9 protein-coding genes, 1 tRNA gene and 1 pseudogene are annotated in these 15,846 nt (G+C 61.3%); 9 read left to right on the top strand and 2 right to left on the bottom strand.

Going from position 1 to position 15,846, the window contains the following annotated elements:
• Positions 1-5 precede the first annotated feature (5 nt).
• From NMG46_RS28065 to NMG46_RS28090, 6 genes are all read left to right on the top strand, one after another.
• A complete protein-coding gene (locus tag NMG46_RS28065; RefSeq protein WP_254820569.1) occupies positions 6-635 on the top strand; it encodes a Maf-like protein in 630 nt (209 codons plus the stop codon).
• Positions 632-823 (top strand): DNA gyrase inhibitor YacG, encoded by a 192-nt coding sequence (gene yacG, locus NMG46_RS28070; RefSeq protein WP_254820570.1) that lies wholly within the window; start codon positions 632-634, stop codon positions 821-823. The genes NMG46_RS28065 and yacG overlap by 4 nt, the downstream gene beginning before the upstream one ends.
• Positions 824-1,199: 376 nt before the next feature.
• A tRNA-Phe gene (locus tag NMG46_RS28075) sits at positions 1,200-1,275 on the top strand.
• Between the two features lie 214 nt (positions 1,276-1,489).
• Entirely contained in the window at positions 1,490-2,680 is a 1,191-nt protein-coding gene (locus tag NMG46_RS28080) for an integrase arm-type DNA-binding domain-containing protein (RefSeq protein WP_091595317.1), read from the top strand.
• A 280-nt stretch (positions 2,681-2,960) separates the two neighbouring features.
• Positions 2,961-3,593 (top strand): hypothetical protein, encoded by a 633-nt coding sequence (locus NMG46_RS28085; RefSeq protein ID WP_091595110.1) that lies wholly within the window; start codon positions 2,961-2,963, stop codon positions 3,591-3,593.
• A gap of 335 nt (positions 3,594-3,928) precedes the next feature.
• Entirely contained in the window at positions 3,929-4,144 is a 216-nt protein-coding gene (locus NMG46_RS28090; RefSeq protein WP_091595108.1) for a hypothetical protein, read from the top strand.
• 10 nt (positions 4,145-4,154) lie between these two features.
• On the opposite strand, the pseudogene NMG46_RS28095 reads toward NMG46_RS28090, so the two are convergent.
• Positions 4,155-4,712: pseudogene (locus NMG46_RS28095) on the bottom strand (aminopeptidase); the annotation flags it as partial.
• Between the two features lie 556 nt (positions 4,713-5,268).
• On the opposite strand from NMG46_RS28095, the gene NMG46_RS28100 reads away from it, so the two are divergent.
• The 3 genes from NMG46_RS28100 to NMG46_RS28110 all read left to right on the top strand — a co-directional run bounded on the left by NMG46_RS28100 (position 5,269) and on the right by NMG46_RS28110 (position 15,267).
• Positions 5,269-8,532: an STY4851/ECs_5259 family protein gene (locus NMG46_RS28100; protein WP_254820571.1), complete on the top strand. Its 3,264-nt coding sequence runs from the start codon at positions 5,269-5,271 to the stop codon at positions 8,530-8,532.
• Positions 8,532-14,597, top strand: coding sequence for a DEAD/DEAH box helicase (locus NMG46_RS28105; RefSeq protein WP_254820572.1), 6,066 nt, complete (start codon positions 8,532-8,534; stop codon positions 14,595-14,597). The genes NMG46_RS28100 and NMG46_RS28105 overlap by 1 nt, the downstream gene beginning before the upstream one ends.
• A 136-nt stretch (positions 14,598-14,733) precedes the next feature.
• Positions 14,734-15,267 (top strand): very short patch repair endonuclease, encoded by a 534-nt coding sequence (locus NMG46_RS28110; protein ID WP_091595102.1) that lies wholly within the window; start codon positions 14,734-14,736, stop codon positions 15,265-15,267.
• Here NMG46_RS28110 and NMG46_RS28115 read toward each other — a convergent pair.
• A complete protein-coding gene (locus NMG46_RS28115) occupies positions 15,218-15,712 on the bottom strand; it encodes an HNH endonuclease signature motif containing protein (protein WP_091595100.1) in 495 nt (164 codons plus the stop codon). The genes NMG46_RS28110 and NMG46_RS28115 overlap by 50 nt on opposite strands.
• Positions 15,713-15,846 lie beyond the last annotated feature (134 nt).

The raw sequence follows: 15,846 nt of genomic DNA on the forward strand, positions 1-15,846 counted from the left end.
TCGCGATGGGCATTTTGCAGAAGCTCGTGCTTGCCTCGGGTTCGCCACGCCGGATAGAGCTGCTGCAGCAGGCCGGCATCGAACCGGACCGTGTGTTGCCGGCTGATGTCGACGAGACGCCGCTGCGTGCCGAGCATCCGCGCTCGCTGGCCAAGCGGTTGGCGACGCAGAAGGCCGAGAAGGCGCTGGCCTCGCTGAAGACCGAGACCGACTACGTGCCGACATTCGTGCTGGCCGCCGACACGGTGGTCGCCGTCGGGCGGCGCATCCTGCCCAAGGCCGAGACGCTCGACGACGCCGCCAACTGCCTCGGGCTTTTGTCCGGCCGTTCGCACCGCGTCTATTCCGGCATCTGCCTGATCACGCCAGGCGGCAAGCAGCGCTTGCGGCTGGTGGAGACCAGGGTGCGTTTCAAGCGGCTGCCGCGCGAGGAGATCGAGGCCTACATCGCATCCGGAGAATGGCGCGGCAAGGCCGGCGGCTATGCCGTCCAGGGGCTTGCCGGCGCCTTCGTCGTCAAGCTTGTCGGTTCCTACACCAACGTCGTCGGCCTGCCTCTCTGCGAGACGGTGGCGCTGCTCAGCGGCGAAGGGTTCAAGGTGCACGCCAACTGGCTGTCGGGTGCGCGGATATGAGCCCGGACGACAAGGTCACGCCGTTGCGGCCCAAGCGGCCCTGCCCCGAATGCGGCAAGCCATCGGCGCGCGAAACCTACCCGTTCTGCTCGACGCGCTGCAAGGACATCGACCTCAACCGCTGGCTGAAGGGGGTCTACGTCATCCCGGGCCGCGACGACGAGGATGAGAACGACGACCACAAATAGCACCGTCCACCTGCGGTTTTCCACAGGCTTGGGACGGTTTCGCAGCCGCGATCGTGACCGATGATCGGCCTTGCGGACTGCCTGTCGCTTCCGACTGAAATCAATGTCCAGAACTTGTTCCATCCGGGCACTGTCGGACGGAACAGGTTCTGGCGTTTTGCCTGAGCATAATCTTTTCCGAAAACCGGATTCCACTTTTCGGGATCATGCTTTTTGTCTGAGCATAATCTTTTTTCCGAAAACCGGATTCCACTTTTCGGGATCATGCTCTAAGCGCTGGACAGGCCGAATTCCCGTGCTATAACCCACGCGCTTTCAAGGGGTGCCGACGGCGCTTTCATGAACCCGGTGTGCAGATTGCCGCCCACTGGGGCAGGCCCAGATAGCTCAGTTGGTAGAGCAGCGGACTGAAAATCCGCGTGTCGGTGGTTCGAATCCGCCTCTGGGCACCATCCCCTCCTCTCCCGACACTCCCTTTCGCCGAATCTTCTACGCTTCTGTTTGCACAAACAACTGAAATCGTTCATCTTTTTGGGAAGGATGGCGCGATTGAGCGCGTTTCATGGAATTTCGGCGTATTTGGTCTAACGAGGCGGAGGGCTGGTATTTCCGTTGGTACTGGACATCCTGATGGTATCGAAACAGCCAAAGGGAGGTGTCCCACAAATGGCCCTTTCCGACGTGAAATGCCGAAATGCCCGTCCTGCTTCCAAGCTATTGAAATTGTCTGATGGTGGCGGGCTCCAGCTCTGGGTGCAGCCCACCGGATCCCGCCTATGGCGCCTCGCCTATCGATTTGACGGCAAGCAGAAGCTTCTGGCGTTGGGCAGCTATCCCCTTATTTCGCTCGCCGAAGCACGCAAGGCGCGCGATGACGCCAAACGTCTCCTCCTCACTGGCATCGATCCCGCGCAGGAACGCAAGTTGCGAAAGGTCGGTTCGGCAAAGGACAGCTTTCGATCAATCGCCGAGGAATATGTGGACAAGCTGAAGAAAGAGGGACGTGCCGACCGGACTATCACCAAGGTCAAATGGCTACTCGACTTCGCCTATCTCACCTGTGGGCACAAGTGCATTCGGGACATTGATGCGGCCACTATCCTTGCTGCCCTTCGTAGCGTGGAGGTGCGCGGTCGATACGAGTCGGCCAGGCGGCTGCGCTCGACCATTGGCAGCGTCTTTCGATACGCCATCGCCACTGCACGCGCCGACACTGACCCCACGTCCGCGCTGAGGGGCGCTCTCATCAGGCCAACGGTCACGCCGCGTGCCGCCATTACCGATCCGAAGGCATTCGGCGGCTTGCTGCGTGCGATCGAGACATTCGACGGACAGCCCGCAACCCGAGCGGCTCTGAGGTTGATGGCGCTGCTGTTTCCCCGCCCCGGTGAGCTTCGCGCTGCCGAATGGGGGGAGTTCGACTTCGAAAGTTCGGTATGGACTATCCCGGAAGCGCGAATGAAAATGCGACGACCGCACCGCGTTCCTCTTTCAACGCAGGCTTTGGATATCCTGGCCGAGCTTAAAAAAATCTCCGGCGCTGGGACGCTGCTGTTTCCAAGCGTGCGATCGCCTTCTCGTCCGATTTCCGACAATACACTCAACGCCGCCCTGCGTCGCATGGGTTACAGCAAGAATGAAGCAACGGCCCATGGCTTCCGAGCAACGGCATCAACTCTGTTGAACGAATGCGGCAAGTGGCATCCAGACGCCGTAGAGCGACAGCTGGCTCATATTGAAAATAACGACGTTCGGCGCGCCTATGCCCGGGCGGAGCACTGGGAAGAGCGCGTCAAGATGATGCAGTGGTGGGCAGATTATCTGGAAAAAATTGAGAACGCCGGAACGCGCGGGTAAACTCAATCAGATGCGGGCAGCCAGCTGTCCGGCACGTATCGCGAACGTCCGGTTTACGCTGCATAGCGGCCGTTGAGGCCTGCGTTGCCGCTCTCCCGAAGCGGACATCCCTGGGGAACCTGGCGGCCTGAAGGCGGAATGGGTGATCCGACGAAGGCCGAGAGCGCTGCGATCTAGCGAGGGCTGGAACAAGGCATGGTTCAAGGCCAGTGCCGGAGCGCCGCGCTAGCTGATTCCACACTTGTTGAAGCCGACATGATGGGAGACCTATCTAAGGCCCATGTCCACACGCCAGAAAATGGATGCAGCTGCGAATTTGATCGAAGGGTGGACGCTCCCGTCTGCGGCCACGCTTGGGTCATCGGTCCGAGCCAGAGGGATCGTTCGCGAAGTGCGAGCCCACCTGCCTTTGGCGGCGAAAAAGCTGCTCGGTATCGAGGTCGGGGCCTTGCGCATGCCGGAAGGCGCCTATGGCGATTTCCGGACTGCGTCGGCGATTGTGTCCAAAACGCTGGAAGGCATCGAAGGCCTGCCCGTAATTCCCCGTGAAGTCGAAGACATCCTGACGATCTCTTCGGCAGAGCGGCACCGGTGGCTCAAGGACGGCCGCTTGCAAAGCACAGGCACACGTACGGTGAAACTTCGTGGTCGCGCAAGGAAGGTAACTTTTCACGTGTTTGACCCACGTCACATCGAGGACGTGCTCGATCGCGACTTGGTTACGGTCTGGCGCGAGGACGACGCGATAGCTGCTGCAGAGAATAGGCGGCGGGCCGCCGGAAAGGCCGCCCTGAAGCGTGCGCAAAAGAGCGGCCGCAGGGCCGCGTCTGCGCCTGACAGCACTCGGGACGAGGTGTCACGTCAGAAACTGAAGGGCTGGGACGAATTCGAGAGTGACGGACTTCTGCGCTGATTCAGCGAAAAAAGATTCTTTCGCTGCTCCTGCCCACTACGACCGCACTGGCCCGAATCCTGATCCGGGTCGCGCGCCTGACCTCCGGGAGTCAATGGGCGTAAACAGTCCGCGAGTCTGGTTCCGGCCCAGGTAGGCGACAGTAACGGGCCGCCATATCGGCCGTTCACCACGGGCGACACCATTTCCCGAAAGCAGCGAGCCGTTGGCGCGCGTCATCGGTATCCCTTTTAAGTCCCAGGGGATACTGTTGCCGCCCATCAGCCGTCTTATCGGTATGGCGAAGCCGCTGATCTGTGTTAAGCCGCCGCCCGAACAGCCGAAGGAGTACACCCGTGAGCGAGCCGACCGTGGCCGAGGCGACCGACAGCATCTATGCATCGCTCCGGGCGAACAATGCCGACATCGATGCAAATATCGCGGCGCTCAAAGCGGCGCTGACGCGAGAGGGGATAGAACAGGCGGTGCTCGATCCGACCAGGCTGGCGCAGAACAACCGTTCGAGCCGCAAGGTGATGCAGGCTTATTTTCGGCAGCGCGGCGTGACGTGAGGTGGGCCAATTCATGGAACACGAGCCCTGCAAGATACGTTTCATCTTGGCTGAGCATGGTGCTTAGCAGCGGGTCACTTGACCAGCCAAGCGTGCAAAATGCAGTGATGCCCGTCAGATAGACGTCCAGGCCCTGCCTCTGAAGTGCGACAGCGGTTTCAATCGCAGACCTTTTGGAGAAGTATCCTCGGTACGGAACGCATCCGAACACCGGAAAGCACCATGTTCGTGGCGTCAGCGAGAATTCCGACGCTGCGAAGACGGCCCATGTCACGGCGTCCCGACCAACGTTGACATGGCTGCGGTAGCTATTGTTGTCTGGAAGCGCTAGTTCATCTATCGCAAACTGTCGGATGGCGCTCGCCGATTCCATTCGAGCGCGTAATGTCCCAGGGATCGAAGGATCGTCGATCAGCTCTTCGACATCCTGGCGCGCCGCCATGATCTCCACGTGACCCTTCAAGGATTGTGCGTAGTAAGAAATGCTGGTGCAACCTGCCAGGCTGGACATCACGATCATCGCAGCAACCGAACGAAAAAATGCACGCATCACGGTTGCCCACGGCATTTGCTCACACGTCCGGATAGGGCAAACGTCGCAACTACGCCCGGTCCCAAACAGTGGCTCCAATTTGGTTGATGTCCTGGATGGGGGTTTAGGTTAGACGTTCGTCTTCGGCAAGATTGTCACAATGTGGTCATTCGCTGCCAAATTGCCGAATGTCCGCTATAAGCCGGACACGGCGACGTGGAACTATCCGCCTAGGAGGTCTTTTTCTCCTGAAGCTTCCGGTCGCATCCGGCCCAACGCTGTTGGTCCGCAATGCGCCCACGTCGGCCATAGACGCAAATTGTCTCCTCCCAGGAAGTAGTCGTTGCCGATGACCATGCTCCAGGTCGTAGTCGCGCTAATAGCTGCCATTGGGAATCGTTCCGCGAAGATAGTTCGGGGAAGCTGAACGACGACCGTGCAAGCGGCCTGCCGAGGCCGTCGAAATTGTCTTCGAAATCGTTCCTATTGTCGAAAAGTCCGCTCTCGCCCTCTAGGCGGCCTGCTCGCAGAGGAAAACTTCACAACTAATGCACAGTGTGTCACAATCTGAATTGGGAGCCTGGGGGGAAATATGGACGAGCCGCGTCTAGGTCTACGCGGCGCTTACGAGGCCTTATTCCGATCGCGCGGATTATCGCTCCCTGATGGGCGCCCACTTTATCGCTACCGATTCAGCCGACAAGAGTTCGAGGGCGTTCGGGAGGTCCTAAAACGCCATGGACCGACCGCGCTGAACGACTCCCATGGTCAGGCTTTGTTCGTTGCTTTCACAGCCGAGTGGTATCGCCGGGAACGCGCCGGGGGGGCTTGGGACTGGATCAGACCCTTAGCTGTCCTTGGAATTCGATATCACGCGAATGATTCGGCCGCCGACGTGCGCTACGCGGTGGTGCGGGAAGCCGCCGAAGCTGGCTTGAAACGGTGGCGACGCCCTCAGCCGACCGACGTGCCGCTCCTCTTCGGCGTAGTGCGCGAGGCGGGTTTTCCAGCTGCTGCCATCAAAGAGGGAACCTTGGGGTTATGGCTGAAGCGCAGCATCTTGGCGATCGAAATGGGCTTCACACCTGCCGAGGCCGTCGCAAGTGAGGCATGGCGGGCGGGCGAAACGCTTGTTCAGGCGCTGGTGGAGCCAGCCGTGGCGCTGTCCACGGTAATCGTTCGTTTCCGTCAACAATTGCCGCCCCTCCACGAACGAAATGACCGAGATCCCGTGCTCCACCTGGATTCTGTGGTGCCTGCTTGGCGCAACGATCTGCCTTTTGACTTGGAGGAAGGCGATTTTCGATCTCTGGTGGAAGACTTGGTCCGGACCCGGCGCGTCGAAGGGGGAGCCCTGGCGGCAAGCCGATTGCTGCGGCGCACCGCCGAAGGGTGGGCGCCGCGGGCCGAACTCACCTTGTCAGGTGAACTCGACGTGGTCCGAACATCTCCCCAATTGCAGGCAGCGATGGAAGGTGCCACTCGGCTGCGCATCTTTCCGCGGGGTGATCTGCCGGGTTTGAACCGGCCCATCGCCGTGCTGGAACAGGTGGAATCAGACGAGGCGACAGCGTGGGAGTCCCGTCCGCTGGTCAAGGCGTTCGAAGTTCCCGCTCGCCTGAACCAGGCAATTAGGTTGGCGGCAGTTGCAGGGGAGACCTTAGTCGAAGAGTTCACCGCGTTTGCCGGCGAGCCGGTAGACGCGCCTGTCCTCCTCTTCCAGCCAGATCCTGGCGTCGATTTTGAGAACGCGCTTGAACTAAGATTCATTGGCAGTTCGCCCTTTCGAAGCACTCGGCCATGGCTGGCTATGGCTGTAACGCAGGAGGCTCGTTCAGCACTGAAGTTCGAACAGCCTCCTTCTGACTTGGGAGACTGCATCCTCGATGGACGCTGTCTTCTGGCCTTCGTCGGGCAAGCTTCGCTCGACCTTGGTGATGGGCGTCTCACGTGGCGTAGCGCGGCCGAGCGCGAGGATACGAAGCGACTGATCCTCACAGGAGAGACTCTACGGCGGGTGCGCGAGACGGTGTTCCTAGGGACGCCAAAGGCTTGGCTTTCGGATGGTCAGCATCACACGCTGGTTTCGTCGGAAGACCTAATTTGGCGGTCGTTGGGGAGAGGCTCGTGGCGTTCTTCGAACAAACACGCGCCCCTGGGCAGGGTCGAGATCGCAATGAGGCGGGGCGGTGAACTGGTCGCTTGGACCTGCGCCGACGTTGCGCCGCGTGAATTGGTGCTATCGGGAGAACCGCGAACCCACTCGTTGAAAATCGAGAATCTGCTCGGGGCCAGCGTTGCGGCGAAGGGCGGTCAGATCCTTCCGATCTCCAGGAATGGTGATGACGCGCGCGTCGATCTTCGACTCCACACCCCAGGCGCGATGCTACACGTGGCGCTGCGATGGGACACCCAACTCGACCTAACGCTCGCTGATCCGATTGCCGAGCCGCTCCTGTTGACCCCGGACATGCGGCCCGCCGTAAGCCGGGCCCAGATTTCGATCGATCGACTGCATGGGTTCCGCCTGTTGGCGCCTGGCGGTCGCGACCTATGGCTGGTGGTTCGGCAGGGCGCAGGACAGCCCGTGCAGGCCACGCGTCGTATCGACGGTCTCGTCCCGCTATCGGCCTTTCAAGACGAATTGCGGGATCTCCTTGGTAGCTTTCCGGACCTCGATGCGGAGGTGCGCCTGAGCTGGGCCGGTCGAGGTGACCACTTCGCCGAGATCGCCTGGTACGACGAAGACCAGCCGCTGGTGGCCGAGAAAGGCATTTCGCCGTTCTCGGGCCTTTCGAGTATCCTTGGTTGGAATCTGGATGCGCTAGCGCTGACGCAGCCTACCGCGAAACTCTCCAACAACCTTCCACGCCTTTCCTTGCAGGAATTGCAGACGCGACTCCTGCAAGAGCTCGGTCCGGGCCCCTGGCTGATCTTCGGGCGAACCAGTGACGGGACCTCGCTCAGACCGAAGGTGGTCGCCCAACCACCGGGCGACGACGATCGTGGAAGTGCGCTTCGTCTGGCCTTCAGGATCGCACGACGTGACGCCCGGGACGATGCATTTGCTACAGTGTTAAAGCACCCGGAAGCCTTGAACCGCGCTGATCTCCGCCTCTTGGTCGATCTGAGCGTGGCCGCGCGGGATCGCAACGTGCCCGTGCCGGCGATCGATGCCCTGCGGTCACTTTGCCGTGCCCCCCAGGCGGCTCCGTGGATCCTGTCGACCTGCGACACTCTTGAGGAGCGCGACGCCGTGATCCGGCTACAAAGTGAGTTACCCTTCCTCTGGTGCGCAACGGAAGTCGAGCACTGGGTGTCTGCGTTTCGAACGAGAATTGACGAGTTGGAGCGCCGCCTGGAACGGTTGGAACTACCGACTGCCGACGCAGGGCGCAATGTGGCGGCCGCCCTCGGCCAAATCGCTGATCTGGAGCCCGGGCTAGCGACTCATGCGTGGATCACCTTCCTATTGGTCGCGCCACGAGCAGATTTGGAACCCGGCCTCATCGGAAGGCTATGCCGGCGTCCGAAGGAAACGCTTCGGGAACTCGCCGAAGCGTTCGTGACTCGTCAGAGTGAGCATCGCGAGCCACCGACCGGATTGCATCTCGCGGGGCTCCTGCCAGAGCGACGCGAGCTTTGGGAGCGGTACGACCCAGCCTTCGCGGATTTGATCGCTGCTCCCCTAGTGGCGGCGCGAATGGCGGCCGGCAAACTCCATCAAAACCCGCAGGTTGTCGGACGATGTCGGGCCGCTTGGCTCCACGACCGTCAGCTCTTCGAGAGCGCTCTCGCCGTCGCCCTTGGACGCGAGACTATAGACCCCGGCACCACCCAACGAATGGACCTGTGATGGAAATCGAGAGGCTTCTGGCGCGGCTGCCACGCGATGCTGCAGATGCGATTGTCGGTATGGCTCGACTCCGTTCAGTCGATCTCAATCGGCATCTGCGTGAGGGCTTGGGTGCGCGCGCTGGTCAGCCTAACTCGGCCCTCTCCGAACCGTTTGTCGAAGGCGCTTATCCCTGGTTGCCGTTAGAGGGCGGTTGGGGCGGATTGCCGGCTGGCCTTTTGCACCCAAGAACGCTCGAAGTTCTGCGTGAAGTCGCATACCCGCCCTACACCCACCAGGTGGACGCTTGGAAGCAGCTTTGCGGCGAACGCGCCGCTTCGGTGATCGTGTCGAGCGGCACAGGCTCAGGGAAGACAGAATGCTTTTTGACACCGATTTTGGATGGGCTGGTTCGATCCTCCGATAGCGGTGCAAAACCGCTCGAAGGAGTGCGCGCGCTGATGCTCTATCCGCTCAACGCACTTATCGCCAGCCAGGAGGAGCGGCTGTCAAAGTGGTTCGCCCCCTTCGGCGGAGCGCTGCGCTACTGCCTCTACAATGGCGACACGCCGGAGAGTGTGCGGAGCACCGCCGCGCGTGGGGAACCCTGGAAGGTCGCTGATAGGACGACACTCAGGCGCTCGCCTCCGCCGGTTCTTGTCACCAACGTTACCATGCTGGAGTACATGCTGATCCGGCAGAAGGACGCACCGATCCTGCGGGCGTCACAAGGTACGCTTGACTTCGTGGTACTGGACGAAGCGCACTCATATGTCGGCGCCCAGGCGGCCGAAATTGCTCTCCTACTACGCCGCGTCGCGCTTGCTTTCGGTCGCAAACCCGAAGAGCTCCGATACGTCGCGACCTCAGCGACGATCGGCGGCCCGGACGCCGCCGAGCTACGATCCTTCCTTCGAGATCTGTCAGGCGCACCAGAGCAAAATATTCACGTGGTAAGAGGTGTTAGGGCGTCGCTACCGGCCTCTCCTGCCCTCAATAGCAATCTCATCGAACTTGACGAGATAGCGGGCATGGAACCGCTCCAGGCCGGTGAGATCTTCGCTAAGTCTGCACCGCTAAGGGTCCTGAGGGAGCAGTTCAGAGCCGGCGCCATCGTAGGCTGGAGCGGCTGGAGCGCGCAGGCGCGCCAGATCGGCGGCGCGGACGTAGACCCGAGGCGCCTGCTTGTCGAAGCGTCAAGGGCGAAGGACCCACATTCCGATCCGGCGCTGGCCAGCGCTGGCGGAGACTCAATCCTGCCGGTCCGCCTACACCTCTTCCACCGGACGCTTTCCGGTCTCTGGGCCTGCGTGAACCCGACCTGTCCCGGGCGGCCCGCCGCATCTGAAGCAGCCGACTGGCACTTCGGCGCCGTCTTCCTCGAATCGCGAGAGCATTGCTCACACTGCGGATCGCTCGTGCTCGAATGGGCCTATTGCATTCAATGCGGCGATGGTGCGCTCAAGGCTGAAGAAACTGCCGACGGATCGCATCTTGTGGCCTGGACAGGCGGCACAGGGGACGGTGAGTTCGAGCAAACGCTCGATCGCGACGAAACCTTCGGCGCCGAAGACGACACACAAGACGATGCGCCGCTGACCACATCCCCGGTCGTGAACCGCCGATATTTAGGGGCGCGCGGGGCACGGCCGTCTCCGATAATCCGCTTCGAGCCAAAAACCGGTGCGATCGTCGAGACCGTGGACGGCGCGGGGTTACCAACGACCGCGAGCCGCCACGTAGGTGAGTGTCCATGTTGCGGCTGGGCACCCAAGAAGGTGGACCTCGAGGCCGGCGTGCTTCGATCGCTCGTCGCGGGTGCGCCCTACTTGATGTCTCAGATCACCCCTGGACTCGTCGGGCACCTATCGCCAAAACCTGACGCTGACGAGCCCTTGCCGCTCGACGGCCGGCAACTGATTACCTTCACCGATGCGCGGCAGGGCACGGCCCGACACGCGGCGAACTTGCAGGTGGCATCGGAGCGCGGCTTCGTCCGAAGCTTTCTCTACCACTTTGTGCAGGATCGTCCCGTGCGGGACGACCAGGCCATCGCCGCGATCGAGGCTAAGCTCAAGCGACTGGCCTCCGACGAGCAGGACGGGATCACTCTCAGCCTCATGGCTGACCTTCGGTTGGCGCGAATCAGGCTCGAAGGGGTCGCCACCCCGAAGGCCTGGCGCCAACTTGTCGATCGACTCGCCGCTGAGCCCACAATCAACCGCTTTCTCTCGAATCTCTGGGTCGAGCGCGAAGAGACTTTCTCCGACCCAGCGCGGCTCGCTGAATTCATGCTATATCGGGAGATCATGCGACGGCCCGTCCGCGCCAACAGCGCTGAGACATTGGGCCTTTTGCGCTTGACCATTCCCGGCCTGGACGAGCCCAACGTGGTCGTTCCGGCTTCCGCAACGCGCTTAGGGTTGAATGCAGACGACTGGCGCGACCTCGTGCGCCTTCTCCTTACGCATTTTGTCCGAACTAACGTCATCCTGGATTTCGACGCTAAACGTTGGATGCGTTGGATTGACCGCCGCCAGAGCCACGTGGAAATGGTACCTTTCGAGCCTGCGCTTCCCTCAAGCCGATACGTCCGCTTCTGGCCACACCCCTACGGTCCAAGACCTTCTCGCGTGGTTCGGATGCTTGTCCAGGCGCTTGGTCTCGATCGCGATGATCCAAGCGTTCGGGATGACTTGAACGAACTTCTGCGGGCAGCATGGTCGACGTTGCAAAGGTTCATGACGGTCAGTCCGAATGGCTTCCGGCTACGGCTCGGCGACATGAATGTCACGCCGATCGAAAGGGCCTTCTGGTGCCCCAACACTCGACGTCTGGTGGACACGACCTTCCGCGGACTAAGCCCATACGACAAGCTCGGTGTGCACCCGAAAGCCGAAGCCGTCGACATGCCGACCCTGCCGTTTCCATGGCGCCGTGATGCCCACGGAGGTCGCGTCTCCGATTCAATTCTCGACGACTGGCTAGCGACCGATGAACGTGTCTCGCTCCTGAGGGCCAAGGGGGCCTGGGGCGATCAGCAGGATCGCGCGGCGAGGTTCTCGCCGTGGCTGCGCGCGGCGGAGCACTCCGCTCAGCAACCGAGTTTCCTGCTCCGCGACTACGAAAACGCCTTCAAATCTGGAAAAGTCAACGTCCTTGGCTGCTCGACCACCATGGAGATGGGCGTTGACATTGGAAGCATCGAGGCGGTTCTAAACACCAATGCGCCACCGGCGATCGCTAATTACCGGCAGCGTGTCGGCCGGGCGGGACGGGCGCGTCAGCCGATCGCTCTTGGCCTGACGATTTGCAAGGATCGACCGCTCGACCGACTCGCGTTCGCAGATCCCGGCGCCTTCCTGGCGCGAGAAGCGCCCGCGCCGGTGGTCAGTCTCGAAAGCCCAACCATCGCTCGACGTCACGCCCACGCCCTTCTTCTTGCGCGCTTTCTGGCCACTCAGGGCGCCGAACTTCACAAACTGACGAATGGCGCCTTTTTCGGCCTCGGACTCAGCGCAGAAGTCCTGAATAACTTGCCTTGGCGTCGCTTCCTAGCATGGCTCGACGCCGCCGCTGCAGGTCTCAAGACGATGACATCGGATCTTGAGGAGGTGTTGCGCGGGACCCCCGTGCGACCAGACCCCGACCTCTTCGAAGGTGTCCGGGATACGATCGAGCGCATTCAGTCGGATTTGAGCGCGGAATGGGACGCACTAAGGGGCGATGAGCCGGATGCCGAAACCTCTGTGGTATCCAAGGCGCGGGACTTCCAACGTCGGAGGCTCCAGGGAAATTACCTTTTGGGTGAACTCGCCGGTCGCGGATTCCTACCGTCATATGGCTTCCCGAGCGACGTGGTGTCCTTCGTGACGGAGACTGGGGTCGAGCGACACAAGCGAGAGGACTCTGGCGAGAACCGCTTTAGTTCTCGAGGATACCCATCCCGACAACGCGACATCGCCATATTCGAGTATGCGCCTGGGCGGAGCTTGGTGGTGGACGGTGTCGTGCGAGAGTCCGCGGGCGTCACGCTGAATTGGAAACGTCCCGCCGATAAGGCCGGTGTGCGGGAGGTGCAAAGCCTTCGTCAGATGCGCCATTGTCAGTCCTGCGGCGCGTTACTGTCGGCGCCATCCGCCGTGTCTCCCGGCGCCTGCCCCGATTGCGGCAGCTCTGACTTCAAGATCATGCGATTCCTCGCTCCAGCCGGTTTTGCCGTCGACGCGGGCTACGAAGTTCATGATGACCCCTCGGACACCGGGACTTCAATGCTCGTCGACCCCTGGGTCTCGGCGCGCACTCTGGCTTGGCGCGCTCTCCCGGACCCAAACGTCGGGCGCCTCCGGACCGGCTCGGACGGTCTGGTCTTCTGGTTCAATCCAGGTCCGCACGGCCATGGGTTCGAGGTCTGCCTGCACTGTGGCCGCGCGGAAGCCGAACACCAAGCGGATGGCGCCGGGTCCCTCGCGGGGCACCGTCCACTTCGCGGAGGCCCCCGTGCGGCCGACGAACGCACCTGCACAGGCGCGCCGGAGATCAACCCCTATGCCGTGGCGCGCCATCTACGACTCGGTCACGAAATTCGAACCGACGTCTGCGAAATACAACTCTACGACTGCGCCAGCCGTGAAGTGGCGCTGACGGTGGCTTTGGCGATCAGAGAAGCGGCCGCGCGTCGCCTCGGCGTGGATGCTGACGAGATGGGCTTTGCGGCGCCTCCCGCCATCCATCCTGCCGGCCAGCGCAATTGGACCGCTGCTGTCTTCGACCGGGCGAGCGGAGGCGCCGGCTTCTCTGCCACGATAGCTCGTGATCCCATCGGCATACTTAACGAGGCTAGAGACTTGCTGGACTGCAGCAAGTTGGGCCGTTGTGGCGATCCCGATGCAGTATTCGCCTGCCCTCGCTGCGTGCTCTCGGTTGATAGCCAACATGCGGTCGAAGGCACCGACCGGAGGGCAGCGCATTCCCTACTCACCGCCATTGGACGCAGTCTGGACCTTCCCAAGCGCTTCCGACTGTTCGGACCTGCCACCGAATATGAATCCGCACCTCTCCCCCAAGCACTCTCCGACCGCCTTGGGGACGATGCGTCGAATACACTGGTCGTGTTCATGTCAGGGCCTCCTGCAGAGTGGGAATTGGAGACTTGGCAAATGGCGCCCGTTCTGGAACGCTGGGGCGCTCGCGGGCGCGGGGTGCAGATCGCAGTCGACGCGAGCGCGCTGACCGCTACCGATGCCGTCACGCGTCGGAACGTGGTACTATGGGCTCAGCGCGCACGCGTCGACATCGTAGCGCGAAACGAAGTCGACAACGACGCCTGGCTGGCGGGTGTGGTCTCGACACGTGGGCTAACCGCCTGGGCATCATCGTCTGCATCCGCGAAGGCCGTGGGTATTGGTTGGGGCTCTGTCTCCGATGCTCCGGTGGTACGAGGTGCAACGGCGCTTGCCGCGCCGCGGGAGCGGCTAGATGTATCCGCCCTGCTCTCGGCCGGCGGCAGTGAGGCCATTTTCGAGATTGCTGATGAGCTCGACGGACCAGCCGCGGGTTTCGGTGCCCGGCTCAGGGCGCTGTTGCGCGCGCGCTCGACGGAATTAGCGCAGGTATTCGCTGCCCCGTGTTTGGAGATTCGCTATTCGGACAAGTACCTGTTCAATCCGCTGTCCATCCGTCTCCTGACGGAAGTGGTCGCCGCCTTCAGCGACTATGACACCAACGTCAAAGTGCAGACTCTCGCCGCCAAGACCGGCGGTGGGGCTCGTACAGGACCGTGGTTGCATAGGGATTGGGCCGACCTAGTTACGCGTACGGCGGTTATGGAGCAATCGCTTGTCGAGGTGGTGCCGAAAGTGCAGGTGTCACAAGTCCAATCCGCGCCGCACCGCCGTCGCCTTGAATTTCGAACGCCGCGTGGCTCTGGCACGATCTTCTTTGATCAGGGAATGGGCTCATGGCGAGTTACCGACGAACACCACGATCATGCTAGCTCAATCTCTGAGCAGGTGACGAGCCTTAAACGACCGTTCTCAGTTCTCAACGGTCTAGATGGGACGTTCCTTGCGGTGAGACTTGACTGAGAGTCGACTCCTCAAGGAATGCACGGTTCAGCGTGAATGGCGCGTCCGGCCAACTTTGGCGCCTGAAGGCGGCTGTTTTTGCGACGTTCGCCTATAGCGTCGCAGGCGGCTGCATCCCTAATGAGCACTGAGAACCATGACCTGTGACCATATAGACAACGACGATTATCCCGTTAGTTCACAGCGCAGCAGGATAATGCGTTCGGTACGGCAAAAGGACACGTCGCCCGAGATGAAAGTGCGATCGGCTCTTCATGCCGCCGGTCTGCGATACCGCCTTCATGTTAAGGGCCTCCCGGGAACGCCGGATCTCGTTTTTCCCCGGCGAAAGGTCGTGGTATTCGTTCATGGCTGTTTCTGGCATCGCCATCCGGGCTGCCATCTCGCGACCACGCCAAAGTCCAGGGTCGCGTTCTGGACGGAGAAGTTTAGGCGCAATCGGGAGCGTGACGCCGCTGCTGCGGGCGCACTGCGTTCGCGGGGCTGGGCTGTCGTGGAGGTGTGGGAATGCGAGATAAAGCGTAACGACTACCTGGAGCCGCTCCTACAAATATTGCGACTGGCGATAGATGCGCGGATGAGCCAACCACACCGCCTTCATCGAAGCTTTAACGCTAGTCTCAGACGGAAAACTTCCGAATCCGGAACGCGAGGTGCGGAGGGAGGATGAATTCGAATTCGTCGCCAAGGTGCAGCACCGTGGTGACCTCGAAGTGAAGCTGGCGATGGTGATTTGGACAGACCGTAATGACGTTTTGCGGCCCCAGCACATCAACGCTGAGTGTCGATACCTGCACCACGTGGTGAGCTTCGACATACGGCATACCATCCGGTTTGAAGAACGTGGCCCAAGCCTGACCCAAGACGTCGCAGCCCTGACACCGGTGGTTGTTCGTTAGCTTCACCATTGCTCCGATCGGCCCGCGTTCCACGTATCGGCTAATCCGGTGCTTGATGATCGGAGTAGCATCGCGCGTCAAATCCCACACCGCTTTGCGTATTTCGGGGTTTTGCAGGTCGGGTGCGCTTGCGAGTAGGGGCAGCTGATCAACGTTCGTACTAAAGTCGACAAGTGAGTCGATGAAGGCTTGTGCGGTGGCGGTACCGCCCCGCAACGCCGGTTCTAGAGCACGTCCTGTGATCGATGAATCGATTGTGAAGTGACGGCTGCGTTTTGTGCTGATTCAACGTCCACCTCGATGGAGGTTGACGATGGGAAAAGCATTGAGCGTGGATCTTCGGTCGCGGG

It is taken from the genome of Mesorhizobium sp. LMG 17147 (assembly GCF_024297145.1).
GTDB lineage: Bacteria > Pseudomonadota > Alphaproteobacteria > Rhizobiales > Rhizobiaceae > Mesorhizobium.